Raw genomic sequence first — 19,360 nt, 5'->3', positions numbered from 1 at the left:
AAGTTAGAAATACGTTATAAAAGTAAATTAGGAAAGAAAGAATCAGAATACAGAAAAGAAATTGAATTGGAATAAGTTAGGCATGGTTTTCAGTATTTAGTTCCGGCTCAGGAACATGTTTCCATACCACATATGCCATTAAAAGTATCATGCATGTACCCATAAAGGTATTACTGACATATCCACTTTCTACGTAAAAAGGCCCGGCTATTGCTCCTCCAACTCCATATCCAACCTGACCAATAGCTACCAGTAAACTCATCAAAGAACCCCGGTTATCAGATTTTATCAGCTGAGTAGAGAGTGCTTGAAATGGACTGATTCGCATTGCGATAAGCACCATAGTGACAAAAAAGACGATGTAGGCAATCCAGAATTCGGAAATAACATAAGTAGTAATTCCCATAACCAATGCGAGCCCAAGACAGGAAATTATTATAATTTTTTTTCGCCCAATACGATCTGATATTTTACCGGCAATTGGACCTGTGATTACATTAGCTATTCCTCCCACGAAGAAGAGGGAAGCAATGGCCGTACCGCTAACTCCAAATTTATTTTCAAGCCATGTAGGAAGGTATACCACATAAACTGATATGCTGAGAAACATCACTACATATGCAAAAGCTACAGCTCTTACCTCACTTCGTTTTAGTAAGGTGTAATATTTCGAAATGGATCCTTTAAATGTAACCCGCTCTTGAGATAATTCAACATTTGGCTGTGGTACTTTTGCCAAAATCAAAACATAGGTAAGGGCCATGATGGCACCGAATAGAACAAAAGGAATTCGGAAGCCCATTAAATCTGCCAACAATGTTCCTAATGGGATCCCCAATATCTGGCCCATAGCTATGCCACTCATGATCCAACCGTTTGCCCAGCCTCTTTTTTCGTAGGGAAAGTAATCACCAACATATGCTACAGCCGAGCCACTTAGAACACCTCCGGCCATCCCTGCGAGGGCACGAACAACTAATAAGCCTATGAATGAATCAACAAGTCCATGAAGAAACAGGAAGAAGGAAATTCCACCCGTTCCAATTAATAAAATCTTACGGCGTCCAATTTTGTCGGAAAGAGGCCCCATGATAATTGCAAACAAGCCAACCATAACTGCATAAACGGTGACTAAATTTCCAAGGATTTCTAAAGGGGTTCCAAGTTGTTCGCTTATACGGGGGAGAATGGGTGAAATAATCATGACCTGACTACTTGCTGCAAAAACAAGTAACCAGAGGGCAAAAATAATTAGGTAGGGATTGCCGTCTTGCTTCTTTGTCATTCTAAATTCTTTGAACCAAGATAGAATGCTGGTTTATAAAAAACAGTAAATAATTTTTCAGCAACGATGTCTGCGCTTTTTATCAAAGTTTGATTTATGTTTTTTGGAATACTGCCGAATACATATGAAATAGTATAAGAGATTTTAATAGTTGCTTTTACAAGATTATTCTTATTTCTAAAAAAAAAGTAGTTTATTGTAACAAATAAAGATATATATCATCATTAAGTGGCAACCCGGTTTAGTAAACAATTCGTAATCGAATTAAGAAATACTGGATTATTGAAACTATATTAATGCAGACTAAATGTCTAAAAACTGAGATGGGTAAATTTTAGCATTATGGCACAATTCAGGCTAAAAGCGATATCACAAAAGGGAAAAGTTGTACAAACTGAATTTGAGGCTGACAATAAAAAGGAAGCTCAGCTTAAGGTCGACAGGCTTTCAAAGACTAATGGACTAAAAATCCAGTCTGTTGACGAGAAAGTAATGTTTATGTATAAGGTTCAGCGACCGGGTAAACCAGTAGTTACCGGTGAACAGGAAGCTTATACCAAAGAAGAGCTGGAAAAGGCTCTTGTTAAGCTTGGCTATAAAGTTAAGAGTATAAACAAAAAGCTTTTTGACTTTAAAGGAGGGGTTCCACAGCAAGAGGTAGTTACTTTTATCCGGCTATCATCCGATCTGCTTCAACAACAGTTGCCTTATGATGAGATTTTGAATCTTCTATACGAGGATACTCAGAACAAGAGGATGAAAGAGGTTATTAAAACCATTCAGAAAGACTTAAAGGATGGTAAAGAAGGTTCTGAAGTATATGGTAAACATGAAGATATCTTCGGTAAATTTGCTGCTTATATGCTAAGTGTTGCTTCCACCTCAGGTAATATGGCATTGGTATTTGAAAGTACTGCTAAGTTCATGGAGAGGGATGCTGAGTTTAAAAAGAATATGAGGCGTGCTCTTATGATGCCCGCCGTAACCGTTTTAGCGGTTATCGGTGTTGTGCTGTTTTATGTAGGTTACATTTTTCCTGCTACAGCTGAAATGTTTCTCGAAATGGACATCGCTCTTCCACCTATGACAGCAGCAACTTTGGATATGAGTTATTGGCTGAGAGATAATTGGATCTTAATTGTATTGTCATTTATAATCCCAATCGCTGGCTTTGTATACTTTATTCGAACCCCGAAGGGGCAGTTGCTCAAAGATAAATATATAATACATCTGCCCGTTTTGGGTGATTTATTACATAAAACAAGTATCGAAATTTTTGCTCGTGTATTTTATACTCTTTACAGTGGCTCAGGACAAAATATTGAAGTAATTAAAGTAGCTTCTGAAGCATGCCGGAATAAATACATGGAAAAGCAGATCAAAGAAGTCGCGATTCGTAAAATGTTAAAGGATGGTGCCGGGCTTATTGAGTCTATGGAGGCCACAGGGGTATTTACAAATACGGCATTAAGTAGATTTAGATTAGGTGCAGAATCTGGTGCTTTAAGGGAAAATGCCAAACAGCTGGCCGAATATTACGAGATTCAAACTACCTACAAGATGCAGTCAGTAATTGACATGATAAATTTGTTTATCAATTTATTTATCATGGTAGCTCTGATTGCTATTACTGTTGTTTCTTCCGAATCAGCTGTAATTCAGCCAAATTCTGGTGTTTAAGAGTTTTAAATGGGAAAAATAAACATACGAAGACATATAGGGGATATCCTTGTAAACAAAGGGATAATCACTAATGAGCAGTTGCAAAAAGGCTTGTCTATACTTTCTGAGGAACCCAAGGAAAGTAACCGCAGGTTAGGGCAAATTCTTTCTCAGGATTTAGGCCTTAACAGGCATTTGGTGATGAAAGAAATTGCCAGTATATATGCATTTCGTGAAGTTCTTAAAGATGTAGATGAAATACCGGGAGAGGTTCTTGATCATATCAAAGAAAACCTCGAAGACCTCCCGAAAGAGATTGTGGATGAACTGGTACATCATAAGGCGTTACCGTACCAAAAAACCAAGAATTCCATCATAATTGCTGCTGCAGACCCATCTGATCCCAATATCCAGAGCGTACTCAATAAGATTAATTTCAAACAAACCGAATTAGTCTACTGTAAATATGAGTCGATAGAAGACATTCTTTCCAAAGTATATGAGCAGAAAAACGAATTCCTGGATCTGCTCGAGGAAATCGATTATGAAGAGCCTGATTTAGATAAAAATCAGGAAGAAATTGATGAAGAAGAGATTGATGCTGAGATCAATCAGAGTATGCTCAACTCTCTGGTGGAGGGGATGTTGGTTGAATCAGTTCGTCAGGGTGTTAGTGATATGCACATTGTTCCCAGCTCCCCGACTACAACAGATATTCGGTTTCGTGTGGATGGTAAACTGCAACTTTGGTATCAGCAGAAGAATGTAAAACCTGAAGCTATTTCAGCTGTTATTAAAGATAAAACACGAAATGTTGACCGTTTTGAACGGGATGCTTCTCAGGATGGATTTATTCAGCGTCAGATTGATGGTGTAGGTATTCGATACCGGGTTTCCATCATGCCCATTGTTGGTAAACAATACGATCGCAAGTTTGAATCCATTGTAATTCGTGTTTTGGATGATCGAAATGTAATTAGAGATCTGGATAAACTTGGCCTGCAAAAGCAGGCAAAAGCTAATTTTGTCAAGTCAATCCAAAAGCCTTCGGGTATCGTAATTATCACGGGACCTACCGGTAGTGGTAAGTCAACGACGTTGGTAGCCGCTTTGTATTATGTGATTGACCCAACAAAAAATGTGTTAACTGTGGAGGAACCTGTTGAGTACATTATTGAAGGAGCCAGACAGCTTAAAATTAGTAATCACATGACTTTCGACCAGTCTATTAGGGGTATCTTACGACATGACCCTGATATTGTACTGGTAGGTGAGATGAGGGATTTAAAGACTGCTGAGATTGCCATCAAACTGGCAAACACTGGTCACTTAACATTTTCAACACTTCACACCAACGATGCACCTAGTGCAATTTCTCGTCTTTTTAAGATGGGGGTTGAGCCCTTTTTGATTGCTAACGCTGTTAATCTGGTAGTTGCTCAGCGTTTGATTCGACGTCTGTGTGGTAGTTGTAAGGAAGTTTACACCCCACACCCTGAGTCAGCTAAAGGCATTGGTTTTACAGACCAGGAAATTGAAGAAGCTACATTTTATAAGGCTGTGGGTTGTGAAAAATGTAATCAGACTGGGTTTAAAGGACGTGCAGGTATTCATGAAGCCCTGTACTTCTCTAAAGAAATTAAACAAATGATATTAGATGCAGGTGGCGATATTGATGAAGGCGCCATTAAAGAACTAGCAATGTCCCAGGGGATGCTTACATTACGTGGGTCTGGCCGGGAGCGTATCAAAGAAGGTGTTTCTACGATCGAGGAAATTGTGGCTGCAACTATTGAAGATTAATAAGCGGAAAACTTGAAATTAAATATTAACTTAATGCATATTGCTGTTATGCCAGTAGTAACCATTACAGGGGTTTAGTATGAGTACTGAGATGTCAAATTCCGGCGATGAATTAATGACCGATTACATAAAGAAGTTTTTGAAAGAACCTCCGTTGCTTCTGAAAAACTTTCATTATGAAGACGTTCTGGAATTCCTTCAGTTAGGGAAGGAAGAAAGATTTTTGTCTGATGAAATAATCCTGAATGAATCGGAATATGTTAATTCAGCCTATTTAGTAGCCGAGGGTAAGGTATGTATATGGAAAGATAACATACAGTTAGCTACGTTGGGAGAAGGAAACTTTTTAGGGGAAACTTTTTTATTCAGTAAGAATAATAGAATGGCTAAGGTTACAGCTGAAGGCGATTGCGTACTGTTAAGGTATGAAAGGTACGAAGCTCTTAATTTTTTCAGGAAAAAGCCTGAAAAGCTCTTTAATATCTTTACAAAAAATATCATCGAAATACAGCAGCGTAAGATCAGTAACATGAATGTTCAATTACTTAATCTGAAGAAAAGATTATTGAACGACACAAACTGGTAATACTGAAAACGGTTTATTGTACGGCAAACTTATAATTCGCAAGCACATAGGCTTGGAATATTAGTTTTTTTTAATTTTTTTCGTAACAATGAACCTCTACAGTTATCCTGTTATTTGTCATCAACAAAATGATTTGGCTTTATTATGGAGGCGGCAACTAAAAAATCCGAAAAGCTATCAGAACTGGTAAAACCAGTTATTGAGAAATTACCCCGAACTTCCAGGGGTATAGATCGCCATATCCAATTGGGAAATGTTGTTGATAATTTAGGAGATGAGCACCGTGAAAAGCTCTCTGAGATTTTGGACAACTACCTTAAAAAGATGCTCAAGAATGATGCTTCTGATATTGACTTGGGAGGCCCCGGATGTGATGGTCGGGTATGGTATCGAATTTATGGTGATAAGAAGCCTGCAAAAGAACCAGTTAGCCTCACACTTGACGAAACAAATGTATTGTTGCACAATGCGATTCTTCCCACCCAGCGAAAAAAATTAATTGAGGATAAAAACCTCGACTTTTCATATTCGATAGATCTTGGGGGCGGTACACAGCAACGTTTCAGGGCCGATATGTATTTTGATCTTGAGCATCTTGCTCTGAACATGCGGAAAATTGATAACACTATTCGTCCTTTCAAGAATTTAAACGTCCATACAGAGGTTGCTAAGGCGTTAAGCTTGAAATATTACAAGTATGGATTAACGCTTATTACGGGTATTACAGGTTCAGGTAAGTCCTCAACTCTTGATACTATTATTGATGCAAATAACCGGACGGTTGATTCTCACATTGTTATTATTGCTTCGCCAGTAGAATTAATTCACACCCCGATAAAGTCAGTAGTTCGGCACAGAGAAGTTGGACGAGATGTTGAATCCTTCAAGGAAGGTGCTGTGCAGGCACTTCGTCAGGATCCCGATATCATCGTGATTGGTGAGCTTCGAGATCCGGAAACGATTATGACAGCTCTGGAAATTACTGACTCTGGCCACAAAACTTTCGGTACTCTGCACACCTCATCAGCTATGGAAAGTATTGAGCGGATTTTGGGTGAGGTCCCAACGGAAGAACAAAATAGGGTAAGAGTGAGGCTTGCGGATGTTTTAACTTGTGTAGTAAGTCAAAAACTGGTTCCCAGCCTGGATGGGAAGCGAGTTTTGGCCAAAGAAGTATTAATGGTTAATACATCAGTGCGAGCGGCTATCCGAAATAATAACATTAGCGAGATATACCAGATGCTAATGGAGGGTAGTGATAAAGGGATGAATACAATGGAGCAGGATCTTAAGAGATTGTATACCGATGGTATTATTTCCAAAGAGAATGCCCTCAATCACGCCAACAACAAAACTAAAATGGTTCAACTTTTAAGTGAAGTAAATTACTAGACTCTGAAGCATGTTAGGAAATAAGACATATACCGGAATTGTTGTTGACGAAGAGTTTCTGAAAATCGCCAGGGTTAAAATATCTGGCAAGAAAGTTTCTTTAGTTAGTCTGGATAAAGTTCGCTTGGTAGAGAGTTTAAAAGGGAAAGCCAAAGCCCCGAAAGAAGAAGAAACCGTAGATGTTTTCGATAGCATAGATGATAGTCTTGATGATGAAGATGTAATATTCGGGCTAGAAGAAGAGGAAGAAGATCAGACTGAAGAGTTAGACCTGGAAGCCTTTGAGGATGATCTCGATGATTTTGAAGATATCGATTTTGATAACCTTGATGATTTAGAAGGCTCAGATGAGATTGTAGATACCGATATGGTAGATGAAACTGAAGCAGCTGCCTCAAATGAGTTGTTAGTTTATAATCTCTTAAGTTCAACAGATTCAAAAAGAGCAGATATTGGCCTTAGTATTCCCGCAGGTCAAACTATTTTTCAGATTCTTAAAGATGTTGATTTTTCTGAAACTAAAAGAAAAGATTTACAGGTAATTGTAGACGACCGGCTTGAAGCTCTGCATGGCGTTTCCAAGGCCGAAGATTACTACTCTTATTCGGTCAGGGATGATGGAGCCCTATTACTTACCTCTATCGATGATGAGCCTGATTTGCTCAAGTTGATGAATCGCACCCGTGATATCTATCGCGGGAAGATGTTCATCAATGAAATTTTACCAGATGAGATTCTGCTTTTAGGATTGATAAGAGCTAATTATGACCTGGATATTAACAGTATTACAGGTGTAGTTCAGTTTGGTGAAAAAACAAGCAGAATTCTGTTTTTGAAAGGCCCACAGCTATGGATTGTTTCTCCGATTATCACCGAAGGTATTAAAAATCCAAAATTCCTCAATACTATATTCAGTAAGATTCTTTTCCAGCTAGATACTGGTGAAGTTCCTAACCTGGATCGTCTGATTATTTGTAATAACTCCCTTGGCGATGATGCTATTGAGTTTTTTGAGGAACGTTTTCAGGATGTGAATGTATCTGAGTTCGAATTTTCGGATGAGTTTTTTGACTCCGCGGAAATAAATCCATCATCAATTCCTGCTTTTACAACAGCTATTGGCGCCGCCTGGTCGGCTTCTGGTTACGAAAAGGATAAGTTTCCTAGCATCTCTTTTCTGCCTAACTATGTAAGAGATCGTCAGAAGATTTTTAAACTGCAATGGCACGGTTTTCTGCTTCTTCTTTTGATTTTATTGACTCCAATTGTTTCAAATCACTTTTACACTCAAAATGCGGCTGAAATTGACAGGCTGCGTAATGACGTGAGTACCCTTAATGCACAAATTCAATCACTCGAGCCTACTGTTCAAAGATATAATCAGATAAGTTCTGACTTAGAACAAATTCAAGCCAAACTTGTATTGTTGAGTGAACTTAACCAGGGGACATTGCGCTGGAGTAAGAACATGGATCGGTTGAATAGTGGTTTCGAAGATGTTAATTCAGTTTGGTTGACATCGGCTACAACTTTACCAAACGGTGATATTGAATTAAATGGATACGCTGTTTACAGAGAACGTATTGCAGAGTTAGCAGATGTTTTTGAGCATGCTACTTTATTGGACGTGACTTCAGATCAAATTAGAGAACAGGATATTTACAACTTTACTTATGTTGTCTCAGAGTTTTTTGATGATGAAAGTATCTATACACCTCAAAGTGTACAGGGAATCGAAGATTTAATAGAAGGAAACTAATAGTCAATTGTCATACGCGGTCAGAAATACCATTATTCTTTTAGTAACGCTTACGTTGTTCGTAGGGGCTGCTTTTACTTATATCAAGTTTTTTCAGATGTCTGAACTGGAAGAACTTCAGACCTCTGTAACTGAAAAGCAGAAAGACTTCAACAGTAAAAAGGCTACAAGTGATGCTTTTCCTGCATTAAATCAGCGATATCAACAAGCATTATCTATTATAGAAGACGCTGATAAATCGCTATTCAAGTCTCCAAATCCTGATGATATTTATGATTACCTGAATTACATAAGTAACAGCAGCACCAATTCTAAAGTGTTTTTTGACTTTGTTTTTGTGGACTCTACGGCTCAGGATCAATATGGAGTGGTAAACGCAGACATTAATGGGTACGGCAGTTATTCTAACTTTATGAATTTTATTAACAAAATTGAAAACAGCCAGCTGTTGAATAAGATTTCTGAAATTTCATTAGCACCGCCCAGTTCAAATCCTGAAGAATTAAACGATATTACCTTCACATTTACCATTGAAAGTTATTATGAGCGGATTCCGATTCAGGAAGGGCTGGCTTTATCAAGTCAGCTAACTATGGATGAGCGTGTTTCAACATTCAATCCATTCTATCCGCTAATACAAGAAATAATTCCTCCTAACGATGAAAATCTCATTAATGTGGAGCAAAGCAGACTTATAGGCCTCACCGCATCTCGAATTTTTATCGTAGATCAGGGAGGTAACATAAATTCACTTAGAAAAGGAGATAAAGTTTATCTTGGTGAATTAGAATCTATAGACCTTAATAATAAATCCGCTACTTTTAATCTAAACAAAGGTGGCATCACGGAATTGGTTACCTTGGAGATAGAGCGATGAACCCAATGAAAGCAACATTCTACAAAAAAGGTTTTTTATCATTAGTCCTTATCGGTTTGGTTAGTATAATGATGCCCGGGCTAAGTAATGCTCAGATCGTAGATCCGTTTAGAGAATACACTAATCCGGATGAAATCGTAGCCTTCGACAAAAGTACGACTTACAATGAAGCGATAGAGATTATTAATACTTTTGCACAGGAATTTGAGAATAGATTTATCGTCGATAACTCTGCCTATAGCGGTACTATTGGTGTTACTTTGCCGGCAATGCACTGGAAAGACGCTCTCCAATACATCATGAGGTTCAACGATCTTGAGTTGACAGAATATGATGATTTCTATGAGATTACGGTGCCGGCTCCTGAGACAACAGGCACTACAACCCAGGCCTCGTCAGGTGGGTCAAGTGGTTCTTCAGCACAGGGTGAACCACCATCAGCAACAACACGCACACAGGAAGTTCGTATTAACGCTACTTTTTTCGAAGGTAATAAAAGGGCGCTGCAGGAAATTGGTATTGACTGGTCAACTTTAACAAGTGATGTGCCTGATAATTTATCTGACTTCGTTGGAGCTTCTGGAGGAGGAGAGGGTATACCTGCTACTGAGTTTAATGATCAGTTTGTTTCAGTCAATTCCTATAATGCCGCCAGTGTATCTCAAAATGCTTTTAATGCATTAGTAAACCTTGGTGAAGTAGGACCGGGCATTAGTGTACAAGCTCTTTTCAGTGCTTTTGAAGCTGATAACCTTGGTAAAGTTTTAGCGACCCCATCTATTAAAGTGGTTGATGGTGAAGAAGGTAATATTCAGGTTGGGCAGGATTTCTCGATTAAACAACAGGATATTGCAGGAAATGTGATCGATAACTTTGTGAGCACCGGTACAATCTTAACAGTTACACCGGAAATTATCACTCAAGGCGATACCTCATTTATTTATTTGTCTCTGGAAGTAGAAAGATCAACGGTTCAGCCCGATGTTGTAAGTACTATTGTGAATAAACAAGAAGCTACAACTTCTGCAATCCTGCTCAATGGCGAAGCTACATACGTGGCTGGTTTATACAGAACAGAAGAAACATCAGTCCGCAGGGGAGTGCCAATCTTGAAAGACCTGCCAGGATGGTTCTTTGGCTTGCGTTATTTATTCGGATACAATTCTAAAGATTATCTTGAGAATGAACTGATTATTATCATTCAGGCTGAGCTGATTAAGCCTGTTTCAGAGCGTATATCTCAACGTAAACTTACACAGAGAGAAGTGCTAAACGATACCCGTGATGGCATGAGAACAAATCTGGATAGGGTTTTTACTACCGAAACTTTTGATATGCCCGTTGAGGAAGAAGAAGCAGAAGCTGAGTTGGAAGAGCAACCTGTAATGGAAGATTCAACACTTGCAGAAACGGACTCGGAAGAAATGGAGCCCGATACGGTTGAAGTTGAAGAAACACCTGTTATTGCTGCAGAAGATGATGCTTTAACTGATGATCAAAAAGAAATTGCCAAAGATCTAAGTATGCCGGTTGATAAACCAGAATTGATGGTGGTTGTACCCAAGGCATTTAATTTGGATGAATATCTTGAGTATCAGCAAAATGAAGTAGAGGTAGAAACAATGCAGGAAGAAACCTCAAACCTGAAGTATTTTATAATTGGTGGTTCATTCCTGGTTCCTGGTAATGCCCAGAATTTTAAATCAACGCTTGAACAAGAAGGATACGAAACTCAGATTCTGTTCAATCCTGAAACGAGATTCAATTATGTAGCTTATGAAGCTTTTGCTGATTTTGATGCAGCTGTAAATCGTACGCTCGAAATCAGAAATAGCTTTAATAGTGAAGCTTGGTTATTCACTCTCAGAAATGGGAATAATCCCAATGCTGAACGAATTAACGGTAGCAGCGAATAAAATCGAATCAGGAGTGAGCCTTCAGGTACTGAATGGAAACCCTGTTAAAGGCTCCGGGGCGCTCTACATTACAAACATGACCACAATTTTCTATTACCTGTAGTGTAGAGTTTTTATGCTTTTCTACGATTTGCTTCACAGGAGGGAGAAACATATAGTCTTCACTGCCCATCACGTAAAGCATGGGTGTTTGAACTTCTTTTTCCTTGAAATAACGAAGCAGCGGATTCACCTCATTGGTTAGCTTAAACCATCTTAGAAATTCTTTTTGATATAGTTTTTTTGCTTCCCTGATAAATAGATTTCTGGATTTAGCGTGGCGCTTTCTTGGCATAATAATCCAGGCAAATAATTTATAAAGCCACATATAGGGGATGAACCGCTTAAACATATGACCAACGAATACAAGAATTCTGGAGCGTACATTTAGTCGGGTAATGGCACCGCATAGGATAGAAGATTTAACCCGTTCTGGCGCAATTTCAGCGATTGTACGAATTATTATAGTTCCTAGTGATACCCCAATGAAGTGCGCTTTTTGAATTTTAAGATGATCCAGTACCTCAATGATATCCTGGCTAATAAACTCAAAGGAATAATTCTCCTCATAATACTTCTGAAGCAGGTCTTTAGATTTCCCATGTCCTCGTAAATCCACCATTAACACATTAAAGTGTTTTTTAAAGTCCCTTAGCTGGCTAAACCAAATAGATGAGCTTCCACCTGCACCGTGGACAAACACAACCCAGTCTCTCTCTTCAGAAGATTTATATTCTTTGTAGTACAGCATAATTAAGGGTACAAATATTTATCAATTAAGTAAATATCAAAGCGAGCTTAAGGTTAAATACATTTTCACAACAATTACTAAATATATCCTTAATCCAGGGAATTTAGTTTCAGTTGAACCTTCTTAAACAAGATACTATGGTCTCTGTTACTAAAGTTGAAAATAAAACGAATTCTGACGTTGCAAAGTTTGATTCTTTAAACATTCAGACAAATAAATACACTGTCCGACTGGCTAAAAGCTGGCAGGAAGTAGAACTGGCACTGAAACTACGTTTTGAGGTTTTTAATCTTGAGCTGGGGGAAGGATTGCCTCAATCATATATCAATATGATGGATGAAGATGAATTTGATAAGCAGTTTCATCATTTATTGGTAATTGAGAATGCTACAAATAAAGTGATTGGTACTTATCGTGTACAGGATGGGGACATGGCCGAACAAGGGAATGGATTTTATACTGCATCCGAATTTACAATCAGCCTTTTCCCGGCTGAAGTTTTATTTAACGGAATAGAACTAGGGAGGGCTTGCATTCATAAAGAACATCGTAATGGAAGAGTACTTTTTCTCCTTTGGAAGGCAATAGCAAAATATCTGGTAATAACAGAAAAGCGATTTCTATTTGGATGTTGCTCACTAACTTCACAATCATCTGAGGAAGCCTGGAGAGTATTTAATTACGTGACACGAAGAGGGCACCTTCATCATTGCATTAATATACCAGTTGAGCCTGCATTCCATTGCCCGGGGAGGGTTGTATCTAATCATTCCGAAATAGAGCTTCCCAAGTTATTTCAACTCTACCTCCAAATTGGTGCGAAAGTATGTAGTTCGCCCGCTATCGACAGGACTTTTAAATCTATTGATTTTCTGATCTTGTTAGATTTGAACACAATCAAACCCGAAACAAAAAACCTGTTTTTCAAATAGAAATTGTTAATTTCCGCCCATGAGTATTCTACGGGCTATTACAAAATTAATCAGCTTTTTGGTTGCAACCCTTTTCTTTTATTCCCTGATCATGCTATGTCTGGTTGGTTCTGTGCTTGGAATCAACTATGAAAAGCTAAGGGGATACCTGCTTCGTGCGTGGGGTAAAGTATGTTGCTGGATAATTGGAGCAAAAGTAGAAATCAATAATAAAGTACCCGACCCTCCTTTTTTGTTAGTATCAAATCATCTTAGTTACATAGATATATTTGTGCTTTTCTCTCAGCTGAGATGCCTTTTTGTGGCTAAGAGTGACGTCAAAACCTGGCCATTAATTGGGTTTTTAATCCGGACCTGTGGAATTTTATTTATAGACCGTCAAAGGAAAAGGGATGTAACAAGAGTTAATAAACTTATCTCAAAGAACATTAATGATAATCAGGGTATAATTTTATTTCCCGAAGGAACAACTAGCCCTGGTTACGAAATTTTGCCCTTTAGAACTTCTCTGTTGGAATATCCCGCTTCTGAAAAATTTCCGGTTTCAACGGTTGCACTTTCCTACAGAACAAGACCAGATCAGGTTCCGGCTTTTAACGCTATTTGTTGGTGGGATGATACCCCATTCTTTGTACATTTCTTTAACTTGCTGAAACTTAAATCCTTTACAGCCGTTCTTAATTTTGGTCCTGAAAGAATAATGGATCAGGATCGTAAGCAGTTAGCTGAAAGGCTGCAAGGTGATATAGAGTCTCATTTCGATCCCGTTATCACAGAAGAAGAGTTTCATGATAAAAACCTGGAATTTACACCCATTGCTTTCCCTTAACCCGGCAAGGAGACTCAGTCTGTGAAAGTCATTAAAATCTGCATAATCTTTGTTTTGGCTTTAGCTTTTTCGGGCTCTGATCACGATGTTTATTCCTTTTCAGAGGGATACTCTTTTCAGGATTCTGTTGTTCAGGATAGCATAGGGCAAGCTTCAGATTCGGTTAAGTTCAAGAAAGACAGTCTTGAGAAATTGGTACCTTATCTCGATGAGGTAGAGGCAGATTCAAAGAACGAGCTTATCGTTATTTATATGTTGTTAATCGTTCTTGCCACTTTTATGAGTGAAGACCTTGCTTGTATTGGAGCAGGTATAATGGCAGCTCAGGGTTTGATTGATTTCTGGCCTGCTGCCATTGCAGCAACTGCCGGAATTTTTGTTGGAGATTTTACCCTATACTTCGCTGGTCGAATTATGGGTATGGCAATTTTCGATATTCCACCTTTTAAGTGGATGGTCAAGAAAGAAAATGTGTATAGCGCTGAGGCTTGGTTCCAGAAAAAAGGGCCTGTTATACTTGTTTTGAGCAGATTTATCCCGGGCAGTCGTTTTCCTGTTTATCTGAGTGCGGGCATTCTGAAAACAGGATTTTGGACCTTCCTGCTATATTTTGGATTAACAGCTTTGCTATGGACACCCACCTTTGTTTGGTTTTCTGTTATTACCGGCAATGAGCTGTTGCTGTTTTATGAGACCTACGAAAATTATGCTATATGGGCTATTTTAGCCGTATTCATATTTTTACTGATTCTTCTGAAATACCTGATCCCTGCTTTGAAAACGAAGTTCAAGGTTTAAACTATTTCTTCAGTAAAAAAGCCTTAAGGTCATCAAATTCAGATGAAAATAGTAAGGATTTTTTTGGGAGTTCATCAAAAGAAAGAACAGAAGGTAATTCTGTATGGATCTCATTTTCTACTGTTTTTCTGAATTTACAGGGGTGCGCCGTTTCCAGAAAAATACCAGTGCCACCATGCTGATGGATATATTCTTTTAAACCCAAGAATCCTATTGCGCCGTGTGGATCAAGAACATATTCTGTTTCTTGATAAAGATGCTCTATTGCTGATCTGGTTTCTTCATCTGAAAAAGAATACCCCGAAATGCTCTTCATCATTTCTGAATGTGAGCCAGCAAATAGCTCTAGCATTCTAACGAAGTTACTTGGGTCGCCTACATCCATAGCATTTGAAATGGTTTGAACACTAGGTTGAGCTTTATATTCTCCATGCTGTAGATATTTTGGTACGGTATCATTGGCATTAGAACAGGCCAGGAAATGTTTTATAGGCAAATTCATACGCTGGGCTAAAAGTCCGGCCGATAAGTTTCCATAGTTACCACTTGGTACTGATACTACAACTTTGTCCCATTCTTTTTTTGGTAACTGAGCTATTCCATAAAAGTAGTAAATGCTTTGTGGCAGTAATCGGGCGATGTTAATTGAGTTGGCAGAGGTTAGTGTGATTTTGCTATTCAACTCCTCGTCAAGAAAAGCTGCCTTCACCATTTTTTGACAATCATCGAAGGTCCCATCTACTTCAAGGGCTGTGATGTTTTTACCCAGGGTGGTCATTTGTTGCTCCTGAAAAGGACTGATTTTTCCTGACGGATAAAGAATTACAACATCGATATTCGGTACATCATAAAAACCCTGAGCAACCGCACTGCCCGTATCTCCTGAAGTGGCTACCAAGACGGTCAGTTTCCGGGTTGTTTGATTACTAAAGTGACTAAGGCATCTTGCCAGAAATCTTGCTCCTACATCTTTAAAGGCAAATGTAGGCCCATGAAACAATTCGAGGGAGTAAATACGGTCAGTAACAGGAACCAGGGGGATTTCAAAGTTCAGTGTTTCCTCAAGAATATTCCGGAGTTTGTCATCTTCAATTTCTCCGCTTACAAAAGGCCTGAGAACCTGAAAGCCAATTTCTGAAAGGGAAAGTTTTTTAAGTTCATTAAAAAAAGAAGGGGGAAGAATGGGGATGCGTTCAGGCATATATAAGCCATTATCATCCGGAAGCCCTTTAAATATCGCCTCTTTAAACGAAGCTGATGATGACTCTCTATTTGTGCTATAATACTTCATGATATTATCTCTGAGCCAACAGGATTTATGGCTGAAACATGGACATGACTTTCCAAACCAATGCTTTTGAAAAGGGCTTCAAACCTGGCAGCTACTTTATTAGCAATTGCTTCTCCACGACTAAGTGTGAAGATTGAAGGCCCCGATCCGGAAATACTACAGCCGAGAGCTTCTGTTTCCAGCGCAATGGTTTTAGCTTCCTGAAATGATGGTATCAACATTCCCCGTATGGGCTCAGCGATTACGTCCTGCAGCGATCGCCCAATAAGATCATAGTCTGCCTTAGCCAATCCACTAACCAGCCCACCAATATTTCCCCACTGTGTTATGGCGTCTTTAAGTTCAATTTGTTTGCGGAGCATTTTTTTAGCATCTGCTGTTTTAATTTCAATTTGAGGGTGAACAACAGTAGCTACTAAGTCCTCAGGATAATCCAGGTCAATTACATCCAGAGGTTCGTAACTTCGGATTAGGATGAAACCTCCAAGTAAAGAAGGGGCAACGTTGTCGGCATGGGGAATTCCCGATGCCAGTCGTTCACCTTCCATGGCGAATGGGATCAATTCTTTTATGGTGAAAGGACGGCCAAGCAACTCATTCACCCCAAAAACAGCTGCTGCAGAGCTTGATGCACTGGAACCAAGCCCACTGCCGGGTTTAACCTTTTTGGTGAGCTCAAATTCAAATCCGAAGCTTGGTTTGTTGTCTATATTATTCAAAAGAGCCTGAACAGAAACAGTTACTACATTTTCATCAGGTTCTTTTGATAATGAATCTGAACCGTGGATTTCCGTAATCTTTAGTTCAGGTTTTTCTGTTTTTCGGATGATAAGTTCATCGCCAATTCCCTTAAGGGCAAATCCCATTACATCAAAACCACAAGCTACATTAGCTACGGTTGCAGGAGCAAAAACTTTTATAGAATCCATATCAGGCAGATGCAATTTTCATGATGTCAGCAAAAATACCGGAAGCTGTTACGGCTGCTCCGGCCCCGGCTCCTTTTACTACTAATGGTTGGTCACTATATCGATTGGTATAGAAAAGTACAATGTTATCTTTTCCTCCTAAATTATAGAATGGATGGTCTGATGCAAAAGCTTCAAGACCGGTCTGAGATTTTCCATCTTCAAAAGTTGCTACATATTTGAGTCTTTTACTTTGTTCACTGGCTTTTGTAAAAATCTCTTTGAAAACATCGTCATGTTCATCAAGCTTAGAGTAGAACTCGTCGAGCGAATCAGTTTCCATACATTCTTCTGGCACAAATCCATTATTGGTTATGTCATCCAGTTCCAGGTCGTAGCCACTTACACGTGCCAGGATCAGGATTTTTCTCATCACATCTACACCGCTTAAGTCGATACGAGGATCAGGTTCGGTAAACCCGGCTTCTTTAGCCGCCTTTACTACCTCGCTGAATTTTTGGGTACCGTCATAATTGTTAAAGATGAAATTTAAAGTTCCGGAAAGCACGGCCTGAATTTTATGTACTTCATCACCGCTTTTGATAAGATCATTCAGCGTTGAAATTACGGGCAGACCAGCTCCGACATTCGTCTCATAAAGAAACTTCGATTTGTATTTAATAGCTGAATCTGTGAGCTCTTTGAAATTTTTATAGGATGATGAACAGGCTATTTTATTAGGAGTAACTACAGAAATACTGCTTTCAAGAATGTCTTTGTAAAGTCTCGCTATCTCCTCTGAAGCAGTAGAGTCAATGAAAACCGTATTTCTAAGATTCAAATCTTTCATGATTTCCACAAAAGCATCCACATTCATTTTTTGGTGCTTTTCATCCAGAAGCTGTTGCCAGTTGTCCAGGTCAATTCCTTCCTCATCAAAATACATTTGGCGTGAATTTGCCAAACCTGCGATAAATATGTCGAGATTATGTTTCTTTGCCAGATACTCCTGTTGGGCTTTAATTTGATCTATAAATACCTGCCCGACATTTCCAACACCGATCATGAATAAGTGAAGCTTTCTGCGGTCAGACAAGAAGAAGCTCTCATGAATACTATTGAGAGACTTCTTTAGATCTTTCTTTGATATGACAACAGAAATGTTCAATTCGGTAGAGCCCTGGGCAATGGCCCTGACATTCACTCCGTTATGACTCAGCGTATCGAACAATTTTGCACTTACACCTACTTGCTTTTTCATTCGGGAACCAACCAGAGCTACAATAGAAAGGTCGGTTTCTACTTCAAGCGGATTTATTTTATGTGTTTCGATTTCAAAAGAGAACTCTTCAGATATAGCCTGTCTCGCTTTATCAACATCTTCCAGAGCAATTCCGACTGTTATTGAATGCTCAGATGATGCCTGAGTTATCATTATTACATTTACCTCTTGACGGCTTAATGAACCAAATAACCGATACGAAATATTAGGTACGGCAATCATTCCACTTCCCGTGAGGGTACATAACGCGATTTCCTGTATACAAGATGTTCCTTTAACAACCTGTCCATTTTCAGGGCCGTCTTTTGAAATAAGTGTTCCGGGGCTATCCGGCTCGAAAGTGTTTTTTATATGAACCGGTATATCTGCGTCCAGTACGGGCTGAATAGTAGGGGGATAGATCACCTTTGCCCCGAAATGCGAAAGCTCCATAGCTTCCTCATAAGAAAGATGATCGATAGGATGAGCATTAGGCACCAGACGGGGATCTGAGGTCATCATGCCACTAACGTCTGTCCAGATTTGCAATTCTTCAGCCTTTAAAGCTGCTGCTAACAAAGCGGCAGTATAATCAGAACCCCCACGCCCCAGAGTGGTGATAAGACCATCATTTTTGGAAGAAGCCACGAATCCCGGACAAACAGAAACAGAACCTGCTGACCTGAATTGTTTTTGAATCTGATTATAGGTGGTTTTGGTATCTACGGTGGCTTTACCGAAACGATTATCGGTTTTTATCAAATCCTTCGAATTAAATAAGTCAGAATCCAGCCCTGTTGATTTAAAATAATCATTGATAATTGTCGCAGAAAGTATTTCACCATAACTCAGAATATGATCCAGAGAACGGGGTGAGAGTTCTCTGATTAAAAACACACCACGACAAATATCCTCAAGGTCATTAAGCAGAAGTTTAGTTTGTGTAAGCGTGCTATTTCGTTCTTTAACTGGTAACAACTCGTTACAAAGGGTAAGGTGACGCTCTTCAATTGCAGAAAGGATTTTCAAATAGCTTTCATCACCATTGGATGCAAGATTTGCAGATTCCTGGAGTTGATTTGTTATTCCTCCCAGGGCAGAGACTACCGCTATAACTTTTTCTGCTTTTGCCTGTTCCTGAACTATACTCTGTACTTTATTAAGATTTTCCGCAGTGGCTACAGAGGTTCCACCAAATTTCAATACAAACATAATAGATATAAAACTAGGTTAATGACTTTAAGGCTGTCTGAGATTGGCATAATGCCAAA

Annotated in this window: 15 protein-coding genes; 10 read left to right on the top strand and 5 right to left on the bottom strand. The window is 39.0% G+C overall.

Annotation, left to right across the window (positions count from 1 at the left end; all coding sequences use genetic code 11):
* Positions 1–76: 76 nt before the first annotated feature.
* Positions 77–1,285 (bottom strand): MFS transporter, encoded by a 1,209-nt coding sequence (locus RIB15_RS13090; protein WP_350202616.1) that lies wholly within the window; start codon positions 1,283–1,285, stop codon positions 77–79.
* A 342-nt stretch (positions 1,286–1,627) separates the two neighbouring features.
* On the opposite strand from RIB15_RS13090, the gene RIB15_RS13085 reads away from it, so the two are divergent.
* The 7 genes from RIB15_RS13085 to RIB15_RS13055 all read left to right on the top strand — a co-directional run bounded on the left by RIB15_RS13085 (position 1,628) and on the right by RIB15_RS13055 (position 11,280).
* Positions 1,628–2,965 carry a type II secretion system F family protein gene (locus RIB15_RS13085; protein WP_350202615.1) on the top strand — a complete coding sequence of 446 codons (1,338 nt, stop codon included), beginning with the start codon at positions 1,628–1,630 and terminating at the stop codon, positions 2,963–2,965.
* Between the two features lie 9 nt (positions 2,966–2,974).
* A complete protein-coding gene (locus tag RIB15_RS13080) occupies positions 2,975–4,750 on the top strand; it encodes a GspE/PulE family protein (RefSeq protein WP_350202614.1) in 1,776 nt (591 codons plus the stop codon).
* Between the two features lie 79 nt (positions 4,751–4,829).
* Positions 4,830–5,336 carry a Crp/Fnr family transcriptional regulator gene (locus tag RIB15_RS13075; RefSeq protein ID WP_350202613.1) on the top strand — a complete coding sequence of 169 codons (507 nt, stop codon included), beginning with the start codon at positions 4,830–4,832 and terminating at the stop codon, positions 5,334–5,336.
* 144 nt (positions 5,337–5,480) lie between these two features.
* Complete coding sequence (locus tag RIB15_RS13070) at positions 5,481–6,728, top strand: type IV pilus twitching motility protein PilT (RefSeq protein ID WP_350202612.1); 1,248 nt, start codon at positions 5,481–5,483, stop codon at positions 6,726–6,728.
* Between the two features lie 10 nt (positions 6,729–6,738).
* The gene (locus tag RIB15_RS13065; protein WP_350202611.1) at positions 6,739–8,487 is read left to right on the top strand and encodes a PilN domain-containing protein; all 1,749 of its coding nucleotides are present in this window, start codon (positions 6,739–6,741) and stop codon (positions 8,485–8,487) included.
* Positions 8,488–8,494: 7 nt separating this feature from the next.
* On the top strand, positions 8,495–9,364 hold the full coding sequence (locus RIB15_RS13060) for a type 4a pilus biogenesis protein PilO (protein WP_350202610.1): 870 nt from the start codon (positions 8,495–8,497) through the stop codon (positions 9,362–9,364).
* Positions 9,361–11,280 carry a secretin GspD/PilQ domain-containing protein gene (locus RIB15_RS13055; protein WP_350202609.1) on the top strand — a complete coding sequence of 640 codons (1,920 nt, stop codon included), beginning with the start codon at positions 9,361–9,363 and terminating at the stop codon, positions 11,278–11,280. Before RIB15_RS13060 ends, RIB15_RS13055 begins: the two co-directional genes overlap by 4 nt.
* 7 nt (positions 11,281–11,287) lie before the next feature.
* Here the strand turns inward: RIB15_RS13055 and RIB15_RS13050 are convergent, their stop codons facing one another.
* The gene (locus RIB15_RS13050) at positions 11,288–12,070 is read right to left on the bottom strand and encodes an alpha/beta fold hydrolase (RefSeq protein WP_350202608.1); all 783 of its coding nucleotides are present in this window, start codon (positions 12,068–12,070) and stop codon (positions 11,288–11,290) included.
* Between the two features lie 137 nt (positions 12,071–12,207).
* Here RIB15_RS13050 and RIB15_RS13045 point away from each other — a divergent pair, with 137 nt between their 5' ends.
* The 3 genes from RIB15_RS13045 to RIB15_RS13035 are packed head-to-tail and all read left to right on the top strand — an operon-like array spanning position 12,208 to position 14,629.
* The gene (locus tag RIB15_RS13045) at positions 12,208–13,002 is read left to right on the top strand and encodes a GNAT family N-acetyltransferase (RefSeq protein WP_350202607.1); all 795 of its coding nucleotides are present in this window, start codon (positions 12,208–12,210) and stop codon (positions 13,000–13,002) included.
* 19 nt (positions 13,003–13,021) lie between these two features.
* The gene (locus RIB15_RS13040) at positions 13,022–13,831 is read left to right on the top strand and encodes a lysophospholipid acyltransferase family protein (protein WP_350202606.1); all 810 of its coding nucleotides are present in this window, start codon (positions 13,022–13,024) and stop codon (positions 13,829–13,831) included.
* A 21-nt stretch (positions 13,832–13,852) separates the two neighbouring features.
* A complete protein-coding gene (locus tag RIB15_RS13035; RefSeq protein WP_350202605.1) occupies positions 13,853–14,629 on the top strand; it encodes a DedA family protein in 777 nt (258 codons plus the stop codon).
* 1 nt (position 14,630) lies between these two features.
* On the opposite strand, the gene thrC is transcribed toward RIB15_RS13035, so the two are convergent.
* Genes thrC through thrA form a run of 3 tightly spaced genes read right to left on the bottom strand, consistent with a single transcriptional unit; the run spans position 14,631 to position 19,301 of the window.
* Complete coding sequence (gene thrC / locus RIB15_RS13030) at positions 14,631–15,920, bottom strand: threonine synthase (RefSeq protein WP_350202604.1); 1,290 nt, start codon at positions 15,918–15,920, stop codon at positions 14,631–14,633.
* Positions 15,917–16,849, bottom strand: a complete 933-nt coding sequence (locus RIB15_RS13025) for a homoserine kinase (protein ID WP_350202603.1) — start codon at positions 16,847–16,849, stop codon at positions 15,917–15,919. Before RIB15_RS13025 ends, thrC begins: the two co-directional genes overlap by 4 nt.
* Position 16,850: 1 nt before the next feature.
* Positions 16,851–19,301 (bottom strand): bifunctional aspartate kinase/homoserine dehydrogenase I, encoded by a 2,451-nt coding sequence (gene thrA / locus RIB15_RS13020; RefSeq protein ID WP_350202602.1) that lies wholly within the window; start codon positions 19,299–19,301, stop codon positions 16,851–16,853.
* Positions 19,302–19,360: the final 59 nt, after the last annotated feature.

Origin of the sequence: Gracilimonas sp. (assembly GCF_040218225.1) — a bacterium.
In the GTDB taxonomy this organism is placed as follows: Bacteria; Bacteroidota; Rhodothermia; order Balneolales; family Balneolaceae; genus Gracilimonas.
Note: the sequence above shows the minus strand (reverse complement) of the source record. Positions and strands in the feature narration are given on the sequence as shown.